The 18633-nt window shown below is 69.4% G+C and carries 21 protein-coding genes and 1 pseudogene; 8 read left to right on the forward strand and 14 right to left on the reverse strand.

Annotated elements, in window-relative coordinates; translation table 11 throughout:
• The 4 genes and pseudogenes from DFR50_RS07900 to DFR50_RS07915 all read left to right on the forward strand — a co-directional run bounded on the left by DFR50_RS07900 (nucleotide 1) and on the right by DFR50_RS07915 (nucleotide 3867).
• The gene (locus DFR50_RS07900; RefSeq protein WP_210208835.1) at nucleotides 1–1236 is read left to right on the forward strand and encodes a cysteine desulfurase; all 1236 of its coding nucleotides are present in this window, start codon (nucleotides 1–3) and stop codon (nucleotides 1234–1236) included.
• 73 nt (nucleotides 1237–1309) lie between these two features.
• Nucleotides 1310–1630 (forward strand): SUF system Fe-S cluster assembly protein, encoded by a 321-nt coding sequence (locus tag DFR50_RS07905; protein WP_245427459.1) that lies wholly within the window; start codon nucleotides 1310–1312, stop codon nucleotides 1628–1630.
• Between the two features lie 269 nt (nucleotides 1631–1899).
• Nucleotides 1900–2607, forward strand: a pseudogene (locus DFR50_RS07910) (amino acid ABC transporter ATP-binding protein); the annotation flags it as partial.
• A gap of 78 nt (nucleotides 2608–2685) precedes the next feature.
• A complete protein-coding gene (locus DFR50_RS07915) occupies nucleotides 2686–3867 on the forward strand; it encodes a benzoate/H(+) symporter BenE family transporter (RefSeq protein ID WP_113888657.1) in 1182 nt (393 codons plus the stop codon).
• On the opposite strand, the gene DFR50_RS07920 is transcribed toward DFR50_RS07915, so the two are convergent.
• The 4 genes from DFR50_RS07920 to DFR50_RS07935 all read right to left on the reverse strand — a co-directional run bounded on the left by DFR50_RS07920 (nucleotide 3855) and on the right by DFR50_RS07935 (nucleotide 8746).
• Complete coding sequence (locus DFR50_RS07920) at nucleotides 3855–5042, reverse strand: FAD-dependent monooxygenase (RefSeq protein ID WP_113888658.1); 1188 nt, start codon at nucleotides 5040–5042, stop codon at nucleotides 3855–3857. The two genes, DFR50_RS07915 and DFR50_RS07920, sit on opposite strands and share 13 nt — an antisense overlap.
• A 6-nt stretch (nucleotides 5043–5048) precedes the next feature.
• The gene (locus DFR50_RS07925) at nucleotides 5049–5288 is read right to left on the reverse strand and encodes a zinc-finger domain-containing protein (RefSeq protein WP_113888659.1); all 240 of its coding nucleotides are present in this window, start codon (nucleotides 5286–5288) and stop codon (nucleotides 5049–5051) included.
• A gap of 69 nt (nucleotides 5289–5357) precedes the next feature.
• Nucleotides 5358–6227 (reverse strand): transglutaminase family protein, encoded by an 870-nt coding sequence (locus DFR50_RS07930; RefSeq protein WP_113888660.1) that lies wholly within the window; start codon nucleotides 6225–6227, stop codon nucleotides 5358–5360.
• Nucleotides 6224–8746 (reverse strand): circularly permuted type 2 ATP-grasp protein, encoded by a 2523-nt coding sequence (locus DFR50_RS07935; RefSeq protein WP_342634541.1) that lies wholly within the window; start codon nucleotides 8744–8746, stop codon nucleotides 6224–6226. The genes DFR50_RS07930 and DFR50_RS07935 overlap by 4 nt, the downstream gene beginning before the upstream one ends.
• A 231-nt stretch (nucleotides 8747–8977) precedes the next feature.
• Between DFR50_RS07935 and DFR50_RS07940 the strand changes: the two genes are divergently transcribed.
• A complete protein-coding gene (locus DFR50_RS07940; RefSeq protein WP_113888751.1) occupies nucleotides 8978–9454 on the forward strand; it encodes a CreA family protein in 477 nt (158 codons plus the stop codon).
• 3 nt (nucleotides 9455–9457) lie between these two features.
• Here the strand turns inward: DFR50_RS07940 and DFR50_RS07945 are convergent, their stop codons facing one another.
• The gene (locus tag DFR50_RS07945) at nucleotides 9458–9745 is read right to left on the reverse strand and encodes a hypothetical protein (RefSeq protein ID WP_113888662.1); all 288 of its coding nucleotides are present in this window, start codon (nucleotides 9743–9745) and stop codon (nucleotides 9458–9460) included.
• 131 nt (nucleotides 9746–9876) lie between these two features.
• Nucleotides 9877–11151, reverse strand: coding sequence for an AGE family epimerase/isomerase (locus tag DFR50_RS07950; protein ID WP_113888663.1), 1275 nt, complete (start codon nucleotides 11149–11151; stop codon nucleotides 9877–9879).
• Nucleotides 11152–11313: 162 nt separating this feature from the next.
• Between DFR50_RS07950 and purD the strand changes: the two genes are divergently transcribed.
• Both purD and DFR50_RS07960 read left to right on the forward strand, forming a co-directional pair.
• Nucleotides 11314–12597, forward strand: coding sequence for a phosphoribosylamine--glycine ligase (purD, locus tag DFR50_RS07955; protein ID WP_113888664.1), 1284 nt, complete (start codon nucleotides 11314–11316; stop codon nucleotides 12595–12597).
• Nucleotides 12594–13466, forward strand: coding sequence for a patatin-like phospholipase family protein (locus DFR50_RS07960; RefSeq protein ID WP_245427449.1), 873 nt, complete (start codon nucleotides 12594–12596; stop codon nucleotides 13464–13466). The genes purD and DFR50_RS07960 overlap by 4 nt, the downstream gene beginning before the upstream one ends.
• On the opposite strand, the gene fmt is transcribed toward DFR50_RS07960, so the two are convergent.
• On the reverse strand, nucleotides 13432–14388 hold the full coding sequence (fmt, locus tag DFR50_RS07965) for a methionyl-tRNA formyltransferase (protein WP_113888666.1): 957 nt from the start codon (nucleotides 14386–14388) through the stop codon (nucleotides 13432–13434). The two genes, DFR50_RS07960 and fmt, sit on opposite strands and share 35 nt — an antisense overlap.
• 124 nt (nucleotides 14389–14512) lie before the next feature.
• On the opposite strand from fmt, the gene ybgC reads away from it, so the two are divergent.
• Nucleotides 14513–14923 (forward strand): tol-pal system-associated acyl-CoA thioesterase, encoded by a 411-nt coding sequence (gene ybgC, locus DFR50_RS07970; RefSeq protein ID WP_281015947.1) that lies wholly within the window; start codon nucleotides 14513–14515, stop codon nucleotides 14921–14923.
• Nucleotides 14924–14936: 13 nt separating this feature from the next.
• On the opposite strand, the gene DFR50_RS07975 is transcribed toward ybgC, so the two are convergent.
• The 7 genes from DFR50_RS07975 to DFR50_RS08005 form a co-directional block, all read right to left on the reverse strand.
• Nucleotides 14937–15296, reverse strand: coding sequence for a hypothetical protein (locus DFR50_RS07975; RefSeq protein ID WP_113888667.1), 360 nt, complete (start codon nucleotides 15294–15296; stop codon nucleotides 14937–14939).
• A 173-nt stretch (nucleotides 15297–15469) separates the two neighbouring features.
• A complete protein-coding gene (locus tag DFR50_RS07980; RefSeq protein ID WP_113888668.1) occupies nucleotides 15470–15865 on the reverse strand; it encodes a hypothetical protein in 396 nt (131 codons plus the stop codon).
• Nucleotides 15862–16095 carry a hypothetical protein gene (locus tag DFR50_RS07985; RefSeq protein WP_113888669.1) on the reverse strand — a complete coding sequence of 78 codons (234 nt, stop codon included), beginning with the start codon at nucleotides 16093–16095 and terminating at the stop codon, nucleotides 15862–15864. The genes DFR50_RS07980 and DFR50_RS07985 overlap by 4 nt, the downstream gene beginning before the upstream one ends.
• Nucleotides 16092–16286, reverse strand: coding sequence for a hypothetical protein (locus DFR50_RS07990; protein ID WP_113888670.1), 195 nt, complete (start codon nucleotides 16284–16286; stop codon nucleotides 16092–16094). Before DFR50_RS07990 ends, DFR50_RS07985 begins: the two co-directional genes overlap by 4 nt.
• A gap of 109 nt (nucleotides 16287–16395) precedes the next feature.
• Nucleotides 16396–16662 carry a hypothetical protein gene (locus tag DFR50_RS07995; protein WP_113888671.1) on the reverse strand — a complete coding sequence of 89 codons (267 nt, stop codon included), beginning with the start codon at nucleotides 16660–16662 and terminating at the stop codon, nucleotides 16396–16398.
• Complete coding sequence (locus DFR50_RS08000) at nucleotides 16659–17234, reverse strand: lysozyme family protein (protein ID WP_113888672.1); 576 nt, start codon at nucleotides 17232–17234, stop codon at nucleotides 16659–16661. Before DFR50_RS08000 ends, DFR50_RS07995 begins: the two co-directional genes overlap by 4 nt.
• Before the next feature lie 155 nt (nucleotides 17235–17389).
• Nucleotides 17390–18340 (reverse strand): hypothetical protein, encoded by a 951-nt coding sequence (locus DFR50_RS08005; RefSeq protein WP_113888673.1) that lies wholly within the window; start codon nucleotides 18338–18340, stop codon nucleotides 17390–17392.
• Nucleotides 18341–18633 lie beyond the last annotated feature (293 nt).

An 18633-nucleotide genomic window follows, 5' to 3' on the forward strand; every position in this document is an offset into this window, starting at 1 on the left:
ATGGTCCGCCCCGCCGAGCCCTACGACGTCGCCAAGGTCCGCGAGGATTTTCCGATTCTCCGGGAGCGCCCCTACGGCAAGCCGCTCGTCTATCTCGACAACGCCGCCTCGGCGCAGAAGCCGAAGGCTGTGCTCGACCGGCTGACCCACGCCTACGAGCACGAATACGCCAACGTCCACCGCGGGCTTCACTTTCTCGCCAACGCCGCGACCGAGGCCTACGAGGCGGCGCGCGAAACGGTGCGGCGGTTCCTCAACGCCGAGTCGATCGACGAGATCGTCTTCACCCGCTCGGCGACGGAAGCGATCAATTGCGCGGCGGCGAGCTTCGGCCTGCAGCACATCGGCGCCGGCGACGAGATCGTGCTCAGCGTCATGGAGCATCACTCGAACATCGTGCCGTGGCACTTCCACCGCGAGCGCAAGGGCGCGGTCCTGAAATGGATCGAGATCGGCGACGACGGATCGTTTTCGCTCGACGCTTTCGAGCGGGCGCTCAGCCCGCGGACCAGGATCGTCGCCATCACGCAGATGTCGAACGTCCTCGGCACCGCGCCGCCGATCAAGGACATCATCAGGATCGCGCACGAGCGCGGCGTCAAGGTGCTGGTCGACGGCTCGCAGGGCGCGGTCCATCTCGACGTCGACGTCCGCGACCTCGACGCCGACTTCTACGTCGTGACCGGCCACAAGCTGTATGGGCCGACCGGCATCGGCGTGCTCTACGGCAAGCGCGCGCTGCTCGAATCGCTGCCGCCGTTCATGGGCGGCGGGGAGATGATCGAGGAGGTGACGCGCGACATGGTCACCTACAACCAGCCGCCGCATCGGTTCGAGGCCGGCACGCCGCCGATCGTTCAGGCGATCGGGCTCGGCGCCGCGCTCGACTACATGGAGGGGATCGGCCGCGCGCGCATTCGCGCGCACGAGGAGGCCCTGAGCGCGTATGCGCACGAGCGGCTGTCCAGGATCAATTCGCTGAACGTCATCGGGACGGCGCCCGGCAAGGGACCGATCCTGTCGTTCACCATGGAGGGGGCGCACGCGCACGACATCGCCACCCTGATCGACCGCTCGGGGGTGGCGGTGAGGGCCGGCACCCATTGCGCGATGCCGCTGATGCAGCGGTTCGGCGTGACCTCGACTTGCCGCGCGTCCTTCGCCCTCTACAATACCTTTGAAGAAGTCGACGCGCTGGCGGACGCGCTGGAGCGGGCGCAGAAGCTGTTCATGTAGGGAGAGAAGCGGCATGACCGATTCGACAACCGTCACCGCTGAGCAGCCGGCCTCCCTGAAGGCGCCGTCGCAGATGTCGGCTGACGAACTGCAGGCGTTGACGCAAGCCATCGTGGCCGCGCTGAAGTCGGTTTACGACCCGGAGATCCCGGCGGACATCTACGAACTTGGCCTGATCTACAATGTCGATATCGACGACGGCCGGTTCGTCACCATCGACATGACGCTGACGGCGCCCGGCTGTCCGGTGGCCGGCGAGATGCCGGGCTGGGTGGAGAACGCCGTCGGGGTCGTGCCGGGCGTGGCCGGGGTGCGGGTCAACATGGTGTTCGATCCGCCGTGGGATCAGAGTCGCATGTCCGACGAGGCGCGCGTCGCCCTGGACATGTGGTGAGCCGGCCCCAAGCGTTGGCCGTCACGAGCGATGGCGGACATTGTAACGTTCTTGTAATGTAAATTTATGGCAAATAAAAAGGACGCGCCCCGGGCCTGGCGGGACTCGGGCGCCGGGTCGGCATGGCTGTTGCGGGCCGGATCGGGCGACAGGGAACCGCGACTGACGGCCCGCCGCTCCGCTGCTCGCCAACGCACGCTCGACGGGGGGCGCAGGTCATGACGGACGCCCGGACAGGCAGCGACGATCCCGCGGTGCAGTTCATCGCGGTCCACAAGTGGTACGGCGCGTTCCACGCCCTGCGCGACATCAACCTGACCGTGCGGCGCGGCGAGCGCATCGTCGTGTGCGGCCCCTCGGGGTCGGGGAAGTCGACGCTGATCCGCTGCGTCAACCGGCTCGAGGAGCATCAGCGCGGGTCCATTGTCGTCGACGGGGTCGAACTGACGCCGGACGTCAAGCGCATCGACGAGGTGCGGCGCGAGGTCGGCATGGTGTTCCAGACCTTCAACCTGTTCCCGCACCTCACGGTTCTCGACAATTGCACGCTGGCGCCGATCTGGGTTCGCCGCATGGCCAGGCGCGACGCAGAGGACCTCGCGATGCAACTGCTGGCGCGGGTAAAAATCCCCGAGCAGGCGACAAAATATCCGGGCCAGCTGTCGGGCGGCCAGCAGCAGCGGGTCGCGATCGCCCGCGCGCTCTGCATGACGCCGAAAATCATGCTGTTCGACGAACCGACCTCCGCCCTCGATCCCGAGATGGTCAAGGAAGTGCTCGACACGATGACGGCGCTCGCCCAGGACGGCATGACCATGATCGTCGTCACCCACGAGATGGGCTTCGCGCGGCAGGTCGCCGACCGGGTCGTGTTCATGGACGAGGGCGAGATCGTCGAGATCGATGCGCCCGAGCCGTTCTTCGACCATCCGCAGCACGAGCGGGCGCGACTGTTCCTCCGTCAGGTTTTGCGCTGAGCCCGGACGCATGCGAAACAGGGGCTTCAGGGCGCGCCTGTCACGGGGGCGCGTTTTCGATTCGGGGCCGGCTCCGCCATGACGTCACGAACCATCGGGCAGCCGATCGCGGCCGGCCTCGTCACCGCCTTTGTCGGCTTCGCCTCGTCCTTCGCCGTCGTGCTCAAGGGGCTGTCCGCGGTCGGGGCCACCGATTCGCAGGCGGCGTCCGGCTTGATGGCGCTTTCGATCGCGATGGGAATCGCCGGAATCGTGTTGAGCGTGGGCTTGCGGATGCCGGTGTCGGTGGCGTGGTCGACGCCCGGCGCTGCGCTCCTCGCGGCGACCGGGGCGACGCCCGGCGGTTTCCCGGCCGCCGTCGGCGCCTTCCTCGTCGTCGGGGCGCTGCTGGTGGTCGCGGGGCTGTTCCGGCCGTTCGCCCGGCTCGTGGCCGCGATTCCCGGTTCGCTCGCCAACGCCATGCTCGCCGGCGTCCTGTTCGGCCTGTGTCTCAAGCCGATCGGCGCGCTGATCGCAGCGCCCGTCGGCGCGTCGCTCATTGTCCTTGCGTGGCTCGTCGTCTCGCGGTGGAAGCGGATCTACGCGACGCCGGTCGCGGCGCTGGTCGCAGCGCTGGTGATCGCCGGAAGCGGTCGGGTCGCGGGGCTGGATCTGATGGTCGTCAGCCCCCGCCCGGAACTGGTCTGGCCGACGTTCTCCCTCGGCGCCCTCGTCGGAATCGCGGCGCCTCTGTTCATCGTCACGATGGCCTCGCAGAACATACCGGGACTGGCGGTGATGGGCGCCTATGGCTATCGCCCCGATCCAGGCCGGCTCGTGTGGACGACGGGCGCGTTCAGTCTGGCGTCGGCCCCGTTCGGAGGCCATGCCGTGAATCTGAGCTCGATCGTGGCGGCGCTGTGCGCTTCGCCCGACGCGTCGCCGGATCCGGCGAAGCGCTGGATCGCCGCGGTGACGGCGGGAGCGACCTATATCGTGTTCGGACTGCTCGCCGGTCTGGTGACGGCTTTCGCCGCAGGCGCGCCGATCCTGGTCGAGGCGGTCGCCGGCCTCGCGCTGCTCGGGCCGTTCGGCTCGGCGCTCCACAATGCGCTCGCCGACAGTCAGGAGCGCGAGGCGGCGCTGGTGACGTTTCTGGTCACGTCGTCCGGCGTCACCATCTTCAACGTCGGCGGCGCCTTCTGGGGATTGGTCGCGGGGGGCGCCGTGCTCGTCCTGACGCGCGCGGGCGCCTCGCTCAGCCCCCGTCAGGCGCCGTAGAGCCAGTCGTAGCGCGCGCTCAGGCGCCGGCCGCCGAGGAGGCGCATCGTCGCGTCCCGCGCCGCCGCCATCGCGCCGTTCAGGTGATAGATGCGACCCTGCCGCAGCGCTTCGCGCTGCACGCGGGTGGCGCGCGCCACGCGGGCGCTGGAATAGGCGGCGAGGGCGTCCGGGATCGTCGCGGCGCCCGCGAGCGCGCTGCCCAGGGCGCCGGCGTCCTCGATCGCCTGCGCCGCGCCCTGCGCCAGGAACGGGACCATCGGATGGGCGGCGTCGCCGACCAGCGCCACGCGTCCGGCGAGCGCGAAGGCGCCGAGCGCGGGCCGGCCGAAGAGCGGCCAGGCGCGCCAGCTCCTGGCGGCGTCGAGCAGCCTCCGCGTCGAGGCCGACCATCCGGCGAAGGCGCGCTCCAGCGCCGGGCGGTCGGCCACGCCGTCCCAGGGGTGTTCGGGCTCGCCGTCGCGCCACGTATCTTCGATCACCGCCACGACGTTGACGATCGATCCGTTGCGCAGAGGGTAGTGCACCAGATGCGCGTTGGGGCCGAGCCGCAGGATGACTTGCGGCTCGGTCCAGCGAGAGTCGACGAGATGGGCGGGAATGGTCGCCCTGAAGGCGACGCGCCCCGTGAAGGCGGGGGCGTCGGAGGGACCGGCGCCGAATTTGCGCCGCACGCGCGACCGCAACCCGTCGGCGCCGATCACGAGATCGGCGGCGTCTTCGATGGTCGTGAGCGGTTGCGTCAGTTCGACGTGGACGCGGCCTTCGCCGGGCGCGACGCTCGCGACCGCCGAGCCCAGCCTCAGCTCCACCCTGTCGTCCCGCTCGGCGAGCTGCGCCAGCGCCTGCTGCAGGTCGGCGCGGTGCAGCGCCAGATAGGGGGCGCCCCAGCGGCGCTCGGCGTCGGCGAGCGGAAGCCGCATCAGGACGGCGTCGTCCGATCCGCGCAACGCGTAGACCGCGTCCGGGATCATGGCCGATTCGCGCACCGCCTCCAGCGCGCCGAGTCTGGCGAGGATGCGCGTCGCATTCGGGGTGAGCTGCAGCCCCGCGCCGAATTCCTCGAGCGCCACCGCCTGCTCGTAGATCGTGACGTCGAAGCGGGTTCGCGACAGCGCCAGCGCGGTCGAAAGACCGCCGACGCCGGCGCCGGCGATGATCGCACGCCTGGACACGGGGACCTACGCGGCGGCCTCGAGCTCGCATTCCGGCGGAGCGCAGACGCCGGGGAGGGCGGCGTCATAGACGTATCGCGTCGAACAGTAGGAACAGATCGCCTCGTTGTCCGAGCCCATGTCGATGAAGATGTGCGGATGATCGAAGGGAGGCTTCGCGCCGGTGCACATGAATTCCTTGACCCGGAGCCGGATGGTGGAAACTCCGAGGTCGTTGTGGAAATGAGGAATGGAATGTCCGGCCATGGTTCAGGATCCCTCTTGGGCGCATCGGCCTTTAAGCACGTCCGCACCCGGGCCGCCAGCCGACGATGGTCATACCGGAACGACGTCGACCTCGACCTTGAGCTCGTGACTTCCGGAGGAGAGGACCATGCTCTCGATCGGTGACGCGTCGGTGTAGTCGCGCCCCCGCGCCACCTCCACGTGGTCGTTCTGAATGGCGAGGGCGTTGGTCGGATCGAAGTCCAGCCAGCCGAGCGAGGCGCCGCACCACACCGACGCCCAGGCGTGCGACGCGTCGGCGCCGGCCAGCCTCGGCTTGCCCGGCGGGGGCGTGGTGCGAATGTAGCCGCTGACGTAGAGCGCCGGAAGACCGAGGCCGCGCAGGGCCGCGATCATGATGTTGGCGAAGTCCTGGCACACTCCGTGGCGATGCTCGAAGGCGACGTGGGCCGGCGTCGACACTTCCGTGGCTTCGGGGTCGTACACGAAGTCGGCGCGGATCCGGCTCGTCAGCTCCATCGCGGCTTCGTAGACGGGACGTCCTGCGGTGAAGCTCTCGCGTGCGTAAGCCGTCGCCTTGTCGAACAGGGAGAGCGCGCGCGACGGAAACAGGCCGAGCGCGGGGGAGTCGAAGGCGAGCGAGGGGAAGGTGAGCGCTTCGGCCGCGATCTCCTCCCACGGAGGCGATAGACCCAGCACCGGCGGGCGGTCGATCCGCACCCGCGACGACGCTTCGATAGCCAGTTCGCGGTGCGGTTTCTCGATCCGCAGGCTGAGCACGGCGTTGCCGAACGGATCGATGCGTTCCTCGGGAGGCAGGCAGGGCGGGTCGGTCCGGAGCGTGAACCGCTCGAGGACCTGTCCGTCGCGCGACACCGGCTTGAGCCGGAGCACCCCGGTCGTCAGTTCGACGGTCGCGCGGTAGCTGTAACGGGTGACGTGGGTGATGGTGTAGTTCACGCGAGACCCGTGATCTTTTCGGCGCGGCCCTGACCGGCCCCGTGCAGGAAATATCGCGCGGCGATCGCGTTCGCCAGCAGCAGCAACCGCTGCTCGATCGCGAGAATCCGAGCGTCGTCCAACATCTCGGCGCGTTCGGTGTCGAGGTCTGCGCGAAGCGCCGTCGTCAGCCTCCGCGGCTCCTCGAGGATTCCGTCGCGCCGGAGCACGGGAAGCGTCGCGATTCCTTCGTCGATCCGGTTGACCTGAAAGACCACCGAGCGCGGATTGAACGGGTCGAGGAGCGCCATGTCGCGCACCGGCGCGAGGGCGACGCCGACGAGATAGCGGGAGCTGTAGGTGATCTGCGAATCGATCAAGTCGAGCATGACGCCGAGCGTCTGATCGGTCGCGTCGGCGCCGGCGAACTGGCGAAGCAGCCGGCAGGTGTTCGCGCCGCGCTCGACGCATCGCCCCATGACGTAGAAGACCCATCCCGCGCCACGGTTGAAATTCTCGTCGAACAGCCCCGAGAGCGCGGCGATCACCGTCAGGCCTTCTTCCGTCAGGTCGACGACTTCGCCCGCCGACAGCCGACGACCCGGGGACGGATTGATCACCGTTTCCAGCCGGCCGATGAGCTCCCAGGTCTTGTTGGTCAACCGTTCGCGAATGACGGACGCTGCGGCGCGGGCCGAGCGCGCCAGCGACAGCGCCGAACCATAGTGAACGGAATCGCGCAGGCCCTGTGCGCTGGCTTCGGCGGCGCCGTCCTTGAGCGCGGCCGCGTCGACCGCCCCCCAGCCGACCAGAACGCCCATCAGCCGGTCGAGGGCCTGACGCCCGACCCGCACGGGCGCGTCGGGATCGACCGAGCGGGCGGCCAGACACCTCACCACCCGCAGCGTCGCTTCCGTTCGCTCGAGGTAGCGGCCGAACCAGAACAGATTGTCCGCCGCCCGGCTGGGCAGATTGCCCAACAGCCGGGTGATCCGGACGCTGTCGGCGCTCGGGAGCAGGCTCGACGCCTCGACCGGGTTCTCGGCGAGCACCCAGACGTCGGCGGATTCGACGCCCTGGCCCATCGAGACGGCGCGGGCGTCGAGCTGGTCGGAGATGCGGCAGAAGCCGCCGGGCATCACCCGCCAGCCGTCCGGGGTCGCAGCGCAGTACACCCGCAGCACGAACGGACGAGGCTCGATGCCGTCCTCGACCCACCGCGGGGTGGTCGACAGGCGCACGACCTCCTGTCCGACGTAGTCCATGCCGCGGGCGGCGATCGCATCGCGCAACCGCGCCCGCTCCCGCGGCGACAATTCCTCGCCGATGACGCTCGAACGCCCCTTCATCCCGGGCAAGGCGTTGCCGAACGCCGGCGCGATCGAAATGGAATCGAACTCGTCGAGCACCCGCTCGCGTTCCTGAGGCTGGCCGCACCACCAGGTGGCGGTGTTCGGCATCATGAGGTCCTCTCCGAGCAGACCTCGGGCGAGCGCGGGCAGGAAGGCGAGCATTGCGCGCGATTCGATAAACCCTGTTCCCGGCATGTTTTCGACCGAGACCCCGCCCTGCCGGATCGCCTCGAGCATCCCGGGGACGCCGATGCGCGACGAGGCGTTCAGTTCCAGCGGGTCGCACCAGTCGGCGTCGACGTGCCGCCAGATCACGTCGCACCGCTTGAGGCCGGCGATCGTTCGGACGAACACCCGCCCCTCGCGCATGACGAGGTCGTCGCCCTCGACCAGCAGGAAACCGAGATAGCGGGCGAGGTAAGCCTGCTCCGAGTAGGTCAGGCTCATCGGCCCGGGGCTGAGGATCGCGATCCGAGGCTCGGAGCGTTGGCCGCCCGATTTGAGACCGGCGCCCAGCGACCGGAAGAACGGCGCGAGCCGCTGAACATTCAGTTGCGAATAAAGGTCGGAAAACACCTGGGAGACGACCAGGCGGTTCTCGAGCGCGTAGCCGCAGCCGGACGGCGCCTGGGTCCGGTCGCCCAGCGCCCACCAATCTCCGTCGGGTCCGCGTCCGATGTCGACCGCGTAGAGTCGCAGCCCCCGGCCGCCCGGAGGCGTCACGCCGTGCATCGAAGGGAGGTAGTCCACCGAGCCCGTGACCGCCGCCGCCGGAAGGGCGCCGCTGGCGATCAGGCTGCCGCCGCCGTAAACGTCGGCGAGCACGCGTTCCAGCAATTCGGCGCGCTGAGCGACCCCTTGCGCGATCCGCCGCCACTCGGCCTCGGTAATCAGCAGAGGAAGCCGGCCCATCGGCCAGACCCGCTCGTCCTTCTCGCCGACGACGCGGTAGGACAAGCCGCGATTGCGGATCCGTCGGTCCGCCGCGGCGAAGCGTTGCCGCAGTTCGCTCTGATCGAACGCCGCGAAAGCCGCCAGCATCCGGCGCCAGTGTGGACGACTGCGGCCGTCGGCGTCGACGAATTCGTCGGGAATGCCGGGAAGCGGCGCGTAAGCCTTGGTCCAGGCTTCGAGCCGCATCAGGGCGCGATCGTCGGAGACGACTGCGGTGTTCGATCGTCCTGGCACGCGAGCCCCGTCATCCTCAGCGAGTGAGCGGCGCCGCATCCCCGTAGCCGCTCGAAGCGGGACTATGCCCCCCAAAGCGATCCGACGCCAGCGCAGGGCGCCGCCCGGAGCGCCGGCGGACGTGGGGCGGCTTGGCGAAGCTGCCCGTCGCGCCTATGTTGAAGTCGAACCAACCCAGGAACCAGCGCCTTGATCACGTTCATTCAGCGATTGGGTCTCGCCGCGGCCGTCATGCTCGCTTGCTCGGCGGTCAAGGCGGATTCCCTCGACCCGGACCTGATTTTTCGCAAGTCGACGACCTTCAATGTCCTGACCCCGAACGACAAGCTCGCGGTCTATGGGGTCGACGACCCCATCGTGGAGGGAGTCGCGTGCCACTATACGGCGCCGGAAAAGGGCGGCGTGTCCGGTGCGCTCGGATTGGCGGAGCAGACCTCGGACATCTCGCTGGCGTGCCGGCAGTACGGTCCGATCAAGTTCAAGGAAAAATTCTCGCAGGGCGACGTCGTCTTCAGCGAGCGCCGGTCGATCTTTTTCAAGAAAATGCAGATCGTGCGAGGCTGCGATGCGAAGCGGAACATCCTGGTCTACATGACCTATAGCGACAAGCTCGTCGAAGGGTCGCCGAAAAACTCCACCTCGTCGGTCCCCGTCGCGCCGTGGGGGAATTCCGGGGACGTGCCGAGATGCTCGGATTACCTGCGCTGACCGTCACTCGCCGCAGGTGATGAAATAGGGGCGGTCTCCGGCGCCGTCGACGCCTGCAGACCGGCCGAAGCTCACCGCTTCGCCTCGGCCCTTGGCCTGGCACCAGGCCTCGGCGACATCGCGCCCGCACTCGCCGCCTTCCGCGAGACAGTCTTCGACGCCGTATCCTTGCGCCGCCGCGATGACGAACGTGCTGGTTTCCCGCGCCATCGAGTCGACCGAGACGGCGACGAGGAGGGCGATCGCCAGCGGGACGGCGAACGCAGAACGAAGGAGCGCCAAAATCGCCATAACCTATCCTTGGGGAAGTCCAGCGAGGCGCAAGTTTGGGGCGCATGGCTAAACGCGGGGTTAACGACCGTCGCCGGACTGCGCGATCCGACGGCCAGCCGTTCTCGGCGCGCGGCGTTGGCGGCTGAAAATCAGGCCGCCGGAGGCGGCGTTCCCCTGAAGCGTTGCGCCAGTCCGCCCGTCACGCTGCCGGTCGTCGGCAACGTGGGAATGAGACAGGCCTGCAACGAGTGATAGATGTCGTTTTTCCCAAAGAACGGGTTGGCGTTCGGGCGAAGCGACTCGTCAAGCTGGGCCCGCCAGCCGCCGTTCTCGCGATCGATGAAGCGAGTCGCCACGAAACTCCAGACCCGCCGATACCAGTCCTCGTAGAGCGGCTCGGCGAATATGGCGTTGAGGAACGAGGCCGCGCCGATCGCTTCGCAGCACGGCCACCAATACCGATCGCGGATACGGGGGCGACCGTCCCACTCGAGGGTGTAATAAAACCCGCCCGCCGGGTCCCAGCCGTCTTCCGTCGCTCTTTGAAAGAGCGACCGGGAAGCGCCGGGCAGCCAGTCGAGCTTTCGCCCCCCGAGTTCCCAAAGCTGGAGCAGAAGCCGCGACCATTCCAAGGAATGGCCCGGCGTCGTGCCATAGGGCCGGAACATCGGGCTGCCCGAATAGTCCCTGTCGATCGTCCAGTCCGACTTGAAATGCTCCGGCAGGCGCCAATCGTTTTCGCCCGCGTTGATCCGGACGATGCGGTCGGCCACCCGCTCGGCCATGCGAAGGTAGGTCGAATCGTTAGTGGCCTCGAAGGCGGCCATGAGCGCCTCGGTCAGATGCATGTTGGAGTTCTGGCCGCGGTAATCGTCGAAGGAACGCCAGTCGCGCGTGAACTCCTCCGCGACCGCGCCGAACCGCTCTTCCCAGAATCGGTCGCTGATGACGGTGGAAATGTCGGTGAGCAGGCGTTCGGCGTCCGGGTGGCCGGCGACTTTCGCGCTCGAGGCGGCGAGCAGGACGAACGCGTGGCCGTACGCCTGTTTGATGCTGTCCGTCGGGCCCTCGTATCCCACCCCCCAGAAATATCCGCCGCGCTCCGCGTCGCGATGGCCGTTCCAAAGGAAGTCCATGCCGTGGTCGACGATCGCGTCCGCGCCAGGGCGGCCCATCAGATGGGCGATCGAGAAGGCGTGGACGATCCGGGTGGTGGCGAACAAGTATCGCGCCGGCGGCGCGCCCGCTCCCCAGCCCGGAGGCGTCGGCCGGCCGAGATCGTCGAGGTCGTAGAACCCCCCGAGCGGATTGACGAGATTGCGCTCGTAGAAGGCGAACAGCGCCTCGACCTGCTGATCGAGCCAGCGCTGATGGCTCGGCAGGGCGACCCACCGGGCGTCCGCAGTCACGGCGAAGGTTTTCATGTCGGATCGGCTCTATCGGGGAAACGAATCCAACCGACAATGCTATGCAAGGGCGAGTCTGCGCAAGACGGTCTCGCGCCGACGACTTGATCGGGAGCCGCGACCCGGTCAATGGGTGCGACCGCGGTGTCCGCTCACGCCGCCAACCAGTGGAAGGCCCGGATGAACGTTTTGATTCTCGGCTCGGGCGGTCGCGAGCACGCGCTGGCGCGCGCCTGCGCCCGGTCTCCCGCGATCGGCAAGCTCATGGTGGCGCCGGGAAACCCGGGATGCGCTCAGGTGGCCGAGACTCATCCCGTCGATCTCGGCGACCATGGCCAGATCCTCGCGCTCTGCCGGCGGCACGCGATCGATCTCGTTGTCGTCGGGCCGGAGGCGCCCCTGGTGGCCGGCCTCGCCGACGATCTCGCGAGGCAAGGCGTCGCCTGTTTCGGGCCGTCCGCGGCGGCGGCGAGGCTCGAGGGATCCAAGGGATTCGCGAAGGATTTCTGCCGGGAGTTCGGCGTCCCGACGGCCGACTATCGCCGCTTCCGCAGCGGCGTCGAGGCGAAGGCCTATCTTCGCGAGCGCGGCGCGCCGATCGTGGTGAAGGCCGATGGTCTGGCGGCTGGAAAGGGCGTGGTCGTCGCTGAAACCGTCGAGGAAGCGGAGAAGGCGGTCGACGCGCTGCTGCCGGCCGGATCCACGCCCGGCGCCGAGGTGGTGATCGAGGAGGTTCTCGAGGGTGAAGAGGTGTCGTTCTTCGCCCTCTGCGACGGGTCCGTCGCCGCGCCGTTCGCCAGCGCGCAGGATCACAAGCGCGTCGGCGAGGGGGACACCGGGCCGAACACCGGCGGAATGGGCGCCTATTCGCCGGCCTCGATCATGACGCCCGAGATGACCGAGCGGGTCATGCGGGAGATCGTGACGCCGACGGTCGAGGGCATGGCGCGACGGGGAACCCCGTTTCGCGGCGTGCTGTTCGTGGGGCTCATGATCGGAAGGGACGGGCCGAAGGTCATTGAATTCAATGTCCGGTTCGGCGATCCGGAAACCGAGGCCATTCTCGAGCGGCTGTCCGACGACTTGCCGCCGTGGCTCGCCGCCTGCGCCGCGGGGACGCTGCCGCAGGGTTCGCCGGCCTTTCGTCCCGAGGCGGCCTTGACGGTGGTCATGGCGGCACGAGGCTATCCGGGGGAGCCCATGAAGGGGTCGAGAATCCTTGGGCTCGACGAGGCCGGGCGGGTTCCCGGCGTCGTCGTCCTGCACGCCGGAACCCGACAGGCCGGCGAGGCCATCGTCGCGGACGGGGGCCGGGTGCTGGCCGTGACCGCGATCGGGCGCACGGTCGGGGAGGCGCAGGAGCGCGCCTATCGAGCCATTCAGCGCATCGAATGGCCGGAAGGATTCTGTCGCAAGGACATCGGCTGGCGCGCAGTGGCGCGGGAGACGGAGCTCGGGTCTTGACGCCGGGGGCCGATCTCGCCAGGCGCGGCGGGCGCCCATCGATAGCGGTTGCGCTCGGCAGCGGCGGCGCCCGGGGGATCGCTCATGTCGCCGTCCTCGAAACGCTCGACGAACTCGGGATTCGCCCGACCGCCATCGCCGGAACCTCGATGGGCGCGGTGATCGGCGCCGCCTACGCCGCCGGCATCGAGGCGCGCGCCATCCGCTCCCACGTGCTGAAGGTTCTGCGAAACCGCTCCAATGTGATGGGGAAATTGCTGAGGGCCAGGGTCGGACGCTTCGCCGATCTCGTGCTGCGCGGTCGAGGCAATCCGGTGTTGCTGGATCCGGAGATTTTTCTCGAGCTGTTCTGGCCGGCCGGCGTCCCCAATTCGTTCGAGGAGCTCGCGATCCAGACGATCGTGGTCGCGACCAACTATTCGCTCCGCAACGAAGCCGTGTTTCAGTCCGGATCGCTCACCGCCGCCGTCGCCGGCTCGATGGCCATTCCCGGGCTGTTCCGCCCGGTCGATTGCGATGGCGATCTCCTGATCGACGGCGGCGCTGTGAATCCGCTGCCCTACGACCACCTGTTCGATCTCGCCGATATCGTGATTGCGGTCGACGTCACCTTCGGCGGCCGGTCGCGCCGGCGCCGCGCGCCCACGCCCCTCGAATCGATGTTCGGCGCGGCGCAAATCATGCAAGGGGCCATCACCGCGCAGAAGGTCAAGCGGCGACCGCCCGACATCCTGATCCGACCGCGGGTCGAGCAATTCGGTCTTCTCGATTTTTTCCGCGCGAGCCACATCCTGCGCGCTGCGGAAGCCAGCAAGGACGAGATGCGCGAGGCGATCAGTTCGCGTCTGGCGGCGACGGCGCGGGCATGAACGCGGCGCCGACGGGAATGGATTCCCTGCGCATCAGGATTTCGCCCGAGACCGCCGTGCGGCCGGCGCGTTGTCCTTCGACGATTCGCAGCGCGCCCGTCCCGCACGCGACCGTCATCGCCCGGTCGAGAATCGTTCCCGGCGCGCCGGTCGCGTCGGTGGTTTCCGCGCGCAGGATCTTCACGCGCTCGGGCGAGCCCCGGAAGACGAGACTCGCGTAGGCGCCGGGGGCAGGCGAGAGGCCGTGGATATGGTTCCGGATCGACTCGGCGTCGCCGCGCCAGTCGATCTCGCACTCGCGCTTGTCGATCTTGTGCGCATAGCAGGCTCCGGCGCCCGGCTGGTCCCGGAATTCGAGCCGTCCCTCCTCCAGCGCGGTCAGGCCGCGCACGGCGAGCTCGGCTGCGAGTTGCGCGAGACGCGCCGTCAGATCGCCCGCGGTGTCCTCGGGCCGAATCGGGACGACCTCGCGCATCGCGACCGGGCCGGTGTCCAGTCCCGCCTCCATCCGCATCAGGTCGACGCCGGTCTCCCGGTCGCCCGCCATGATGGCGCGCTGGATCGGAGCGGCGCCGCGCCAGCGCGGCAGAAGCGAGCCGTGCAGATTGAGACAGCCGAATCGCGGCGCGGCGAGAATCTCGGGCGGCAACAGCAGGCCGTAGGCGATCACGAGGCCGATGTCCGCCGCATGGCTTCGGAACGTCTCGCGGGCTTCGGCCGACCGCAGGGTCGGCGGCGTGTGGACAGGAATGCCGAAGGATTCCGCTGCTTCGTGCACCGGCGTTTTGCGGATCTCGAGGCCGCGACGGCCGCCCGGCTTCGGGGCGCGCGTATAGACCGCGACCACGTCGCGCCCGGCGTCGACGACCCGGCGCAGGGTCGGAACGGAAAATTCCGGCGCTCCCATGAAGACAACCCGCATGCCGGCCGGATAGCATCCTTCGGAAAAGCCGTCAAAGCCGCTGGCGGCGCCGATCCTTCCGGGTCATAAGGCGCTCTGCTGGAGTTTGCGGGCGAGGTCGAGCCGGCGACGAGGGGCGCGCGAAGTGAGCGATCGACTGACCGGACGTCTGGGCGTCAGGGTTTACTACGAAGACACAGATTTTTCCGGCAGGGTCTACCACGCGTCCTATCTCCGCTTTCTCGAGCGCGGACGGACCGAGTGGCTGCGCGGCTTCGGCTTCGGACACCGCGAGATCGCCGGCGCGACGGGGGTCGTGTTCGCGGTCCGGCGCCTGCAGATCGAGTACCTGGCGCCCGCGCTCATGGACGACCTGCTCGACGTCGAGACGCGCGTCTCGGACGTTCGCGGCGCCTCGCTCGCGTTTCGTCAGCGGATCGTGCGCGACAGCCGCGAGCTCGTGACGGCCGCGGTTCTGGTCGCGGCCATTCGCGACGACCGGCCGGCGCGAATTCCCGATTCCTTGCGGCGCGCAATCGTTCAGGGCGCGGCGTGACGTCGACCGGGCTTCACGCCCGCCGGGGATCGAAGGCGCGATCGAAACGCGAAACCAGCGAATCGAGGCGCTCGCCCAGCCGAAGCTCCAGATCATGGATATCGGAGCGATTGGGCAGGGCGCCGATCGTTTCGCGAAGGCGATAGTGTTCCTCGTGGAGCGCCGCCAGGCGCTCGGCCAGGCGAAGCACGGCCGACTCGGCGTTCGACTGGGCCGCGTCGAGATCGCGCCGATGTTGCCGGACGGCGATCTCCATCGTGTGCAGGCGCATCGTGAGCCGCCACACGAAGGCGGCGGCGCTGGCCCCGATCGAGGCGAGGCCCGCGACGGCCCACTCGAGAAATCCCCATGGCGCGTTGTCAGGCGGCGTCATCTGCGACCTCCAGATTCTCTCGGAGCGGCTGCTCGCGTGTCGAGCGCGCCGCCGAGCTGACGGATATTTGCGCGGGCGCTCCCGCCCGTCGCGGCGGAGCCGCGGGCGACGTCACGACCGGAATCGTTTCGAGGCGAGGGCGCGGCCTCGACGGTGAGGGCGCCGGCGCTCTCCTATCGCAGCCAGCGGCCGCGGGTTTCGTCCGACGCGCGAGTCTGCGCGTCCGCGATCGGATTCCGGTCGGGACGGATGCGACCGGCCGCGACGCCCTCGGCGATCAGAGCGACGACGGCGGGGGCGTACGCGGCGAACACAGCCGCGCCGGGCAGGGCGGAGAGGCCCGCGGCGAGGGCTGCGTCGGCGATCGTCTCGACATCGCCGGCCGAGGCGCGGTCCTCGACGACGTCGAGCACGGCCCGGCCCACGCCGAGCGCCGCCTCGCCGAAGGCGCGCCAGTCGTGCGCGCCGGGCGGACGGACGTCCGGCGCGGCCGGCGTCGCCGGACGAGCGGATCCGGCGCGGGCCAGCAGCGCGCGCAGAACCGCTCCGAGGGCCGGGGCGATCGTCACCGTCCCGCCGCCGCCGTTGCGAGGCCGGCGCAGGTGTCGTCCGTCGCCGTGTTCACGGTGGCCGCGGTCGCAGCGGCGCCGCCCCTGGCGACGTCTTTCGCGACCTTCGTTCCGGCCTCTGCCAGCGCGCAGGCGGTCGAGAGCCTTTGCGGCAGGGTGCTGCAGCCGGCGAGCGGGAGGGCGGCGAGCCCGAGAAGGGTCGCGCCGCCGATGACGGCCAGACGGCTCATTTCGTCGCTCCCACGCCCTTCAGACCGCCGGCGATGATGGCGGCGAGGCCGCCCGCGACCTGCAGCACGGTGGCCGCGGTGTTCGGGTCGGCGAGGAAGGCTTGCAACGCGGGCTTGCCGAACACGCCGGCCAGCACGGCCGAGAAGCCGAGGACGCCGGCGACGGTGCCGGATGTGAGGTACTGGTTCATGGAAGGTCCTCCAGGACGCCGCCCCGCCGTTCGCGTTCGAGCAAAGCCGCGCCCGGCGGGGCGACCGCCTCCGGGCGAAGACCCGGGGCCGCGCGGCGAATGGCTGGGGTCACGCGTCGTGCGGGCGGGTGGTCGGCGAGAGTCCGACCTGCGCCTCGAGCGCCGCGATTGCGCGCGCCTGCTCGTCGATGCGGCGACGCTGCGCGCGGAGCGCGCCGACGGTCGCCTCGGCGAAGGCGACGAGCGCGTTCAGGGCGGCCTGCGTCGCGGTGTCGAGGCGGCGGCTGTGCGAGGCGGCGCGCGCGACTCGGGCCGCCTCCTCGAGCGCGCCGTTGGGGTCGGGCGGAGCCGGAGGCTGCCGGGCGAGGCCGCTCATGGCGCGAATCCCCCGGCCTCGAGCGCATCGCGGAAACGACGGGCGTAGAGCGCGACGCGCGCCGCGCAATCGAGGCCGTTGACGATCCGGCGGGCGTTCACCCAGTCCGCCCAATGCGGATTGTGCAGCGGGAAATAATTGTCCAGCTTCAGGCCCGTGAACCAGCCCTCCGTCATGCCGCGCACCATGACGGCGGCGGCGATCTCGGGTTTCAGCGCGTTGTCGGGCTCGGCGACGAGATCGAAGCCCGGCATCTCCGCGTCGGCCCGCGCGTAATTGCGCCGCCAGGTGAGCTGCACGTAGCCGCGGCCGTAGTAGACCTGGCCCTGCGGCCCGGCCGGGACGCCGTAGGGCCGGCCCCGGCCGTGGCCGTATTCGGCGATCGGCTCCATGGAGAAGTCGGTTTCGTGGCAGGCGGTCGCGAGCGCGTAGGCGACCCAGCGTGGGTCGAAGCGTTCCCAGGCGGCCAGAAGCGCATTCGTCCCGTCGACCTGGGCCTGGGTCATCGAGCCGGCGAAAAGCTGATTGCGGACGAGGCGGAAGAATTCCACAGGATTGGCGAGCGTCGGCATGGCCGCTCTCCTTTCAACGATTTGGGGGGTGGACGCGCGCGTCGAGGCGCGCCGGCGGGTCGTCCGCCGGGCGGTTCGCGATGATCGGGGCGATTGGGAGGAAAGCGGACGGCAGGCAGCCGCGAGCGCGCTCGGCGGCGGGCCGCCGACTGTCGCTATGTCAGCGTGTTGACGTCCTCTTCCCGCGCGCGCAGGTAGCGGTCGAACGCGCGCTCGAGGTCAGGCTTCGAGCCGCTGAACTCGATCACGCGCTGCGTGTTGCGCTTGAGGTCGGTCGCCGGGTCGAAGCCGTGCTCGAGGAACATGGCCCAGCGACTCTGGTAGCCGCGGTCGCCTTTGCGGCCGTGAAAGGGGTGCTCGATCGTGCCGTGCACGAAGCCGAGCTTGCCGTTGATTTCGGCGGCGGCGCGCGCCCCCCACGCGCAGACGGCGTTGCGGTAGCCCGTGGCGACGCCGGAGGGCAGGGAAGCCTCGCACCGCCCGACGAGCCCGAGCGCCATGTGATGGTCGCCCGAGCCCATGCCGCCGTCCTCGAACAGGCCGCCGATATGGTCGAGCGTGCGCCGCGTCCAGGCCCAGGCGTAGCCGGGATGGGGATAGGCGTAAGGTCCGCCGCTGAACGACCAGAATGTGTCCGCCATCGGCACGACCGGTCCGCCGGCGTGCCAGACGGAGGCAAAGCTCCTGTGCGTCTGAATATGCTCGTCGTGCGGCCCGAGATCGTAGGCGGCGTCCCACGGCTGCACGACCGGATAGAGGTCGAGCGCGGCCAGCGTCTCGGTCGCCCAGCCCTTTCGCCGGAAGGTCACGTCGGCGTCGAGGGTCGCGATCTTCTGCGCGCGCGGCGGCAGCGCGGCGACCGCGAGGTTGAGCAGGTTTTCCTTGCTCCACGCCATCGTCGTCGCGCGCAGGGGGATGTGGCTCACCCGGTCGGAGGCGAGGTCGGCCAGATCATGAGCCCGGCTCCCATAGGCGCATTCGGCGAGGGTGACGTGGACGTTCGGCTCGGCGAGCCAGGCGGCGATCGCCGCCCGCGCCAGCGCAATGCGGCTTTGCCAACGCAGAGGATTGCTGACGCAGGCGACGACGTGCAGGATTTCGGTCACGGTTGGACTTCCTCATCTGCGAAATGGATCGACATGCTGTCGTTCAACGGCGCCGACCGGGCGGGCGCCGAGACGGGCGGCGGCGGACGCGATGGCGAGCGCGGCCTCGGGCGTCTCGTCCCGGGTCTCGGTTCATCGCCGCCGCGAGCCGGATTTCGGACGCCCCGGCGCGGCCGGCTGCGGAAGTCGACCGAGACGCGGACGCAAGAGCGGACCCGGCGGCGGCGCAGGGGCGGTCAGGCCCGTCCGTTCGCTTCGAGCGCCAGGCAGGGAATCGGCGGGGACTATGAGGA

This window comes from Roseiarcus fermentans, from assembly GCF_003315135.1.
Lineage (GTDB): Bacteria > Pseudomonadota > Alphaproteobacteria > Rhizobiales > Beijerinckiaceae > Roseiarcus > Roseiarcus fermentans.

Excerpts from the sequence above, each read along its gene's own strand:
- DFR50_RS07900 (WP_210208835.1), top strand. The coding sequence starts at position 1 with ATGGTCCGCCCCGCCGAGCCCTACGACGTCGCCAAGGTCCGCGAGGAT.
- DFR50_RS07905 (WP_245427459.1), top strand. The coding sequence starts at position 1,310 with ATGTCGGCTGACGAACTGCAGGCGTTGACGCAAGCCATCGTGGCCGCG.
- DFR50_RS07915 (WP_113888657.1), top strand. The coding sequence starts at position 2,686 with ATGACGTCACGAACCATCGGGCAGCCGATCGCGGCCGGCCTCGTCACC.
- DFR50_RS07925 (WP_113888659.1), bottom strand. The coding sequence starts at position 5,288 with ATGGCCGGACATTCCATTCCTCATTTCCACAACGACCTCGGAGTTTCC.
- DFR50_RS07940 (WP_113888751.1), top strand. The coding sequence starts at position 8,978 with ATGCTCGCTTGCTCGGCGGTCAAGGCGGATTCCCTCGACCCGGACCTG.
- DFR50_RS07945 (WP_113888662.1), bottom strand. The coding sequence starts at position 9,745 with ATGGCGATTTTGGCGCTCCTTCGTTCTGCGTTCGCCGTCCCGCTGGCG.
- DFR50_RS07950 (WP_113888663.1), bottom strand. The coding sequence starts at position 11,151 with ATGAAAACCTTCGCCGTGACTGCGGACGCCCGGTGGGTCGCCCTGCCG.
- purD (WP_113888664.1), top strand. The coding sequence starts at position 11,314 with ATGAACGTTTTGATTCTCGGCTCGGGCGGTCGCGAGCACGCGCTGGCG.
- fmt (WP_113888666.1), bottom strand. The coding sequence starts at position 14,388 with ATGCGGGTTGTCTTCATGGGAGCGCCGGAATTTTCCGTTCCGACCCTG.
- DFR50_RS07975 (WP_113888667.1), bottom strand. The coding sequence starts at position 15,296 with ATGACGCCGCCTGACAACGCGCCATGGGGATTTCTCGAGTGGGCCGTC.
- DFR50_RS07985 (WP_113888669.1), bottom strand. The coding sequence starts at position 16,095 with ATGAGCCGTCTGGCCGTCATCGGCGGCGCGACCCTTCTCGGGCTCGCC.
- DFR50_RS07990 (WP_113888670.1), bottom strand. The coding sequence starts at position 16,286 with ATGAACCAGTACCTCACATCCGGCACCGTCGCCGGCGTCCTCGGCTTC.
- DFR50_RS07995 (WP_113888671.1), bottom strand. The coding sequence starts at position 16,662 with ATGAGCGGCCTCGCCCGGCAGCCTCCGGCTCCGCCCGACCCCAACGGC.
- DFR50_RS08000 (WP_113888672.1), bottom strand. The coding sequence starts at position 17,234 with ATGCCGACGCTCGCCAATCCTGTGGAATTCTTCCGCCTCGTCCGCAAT.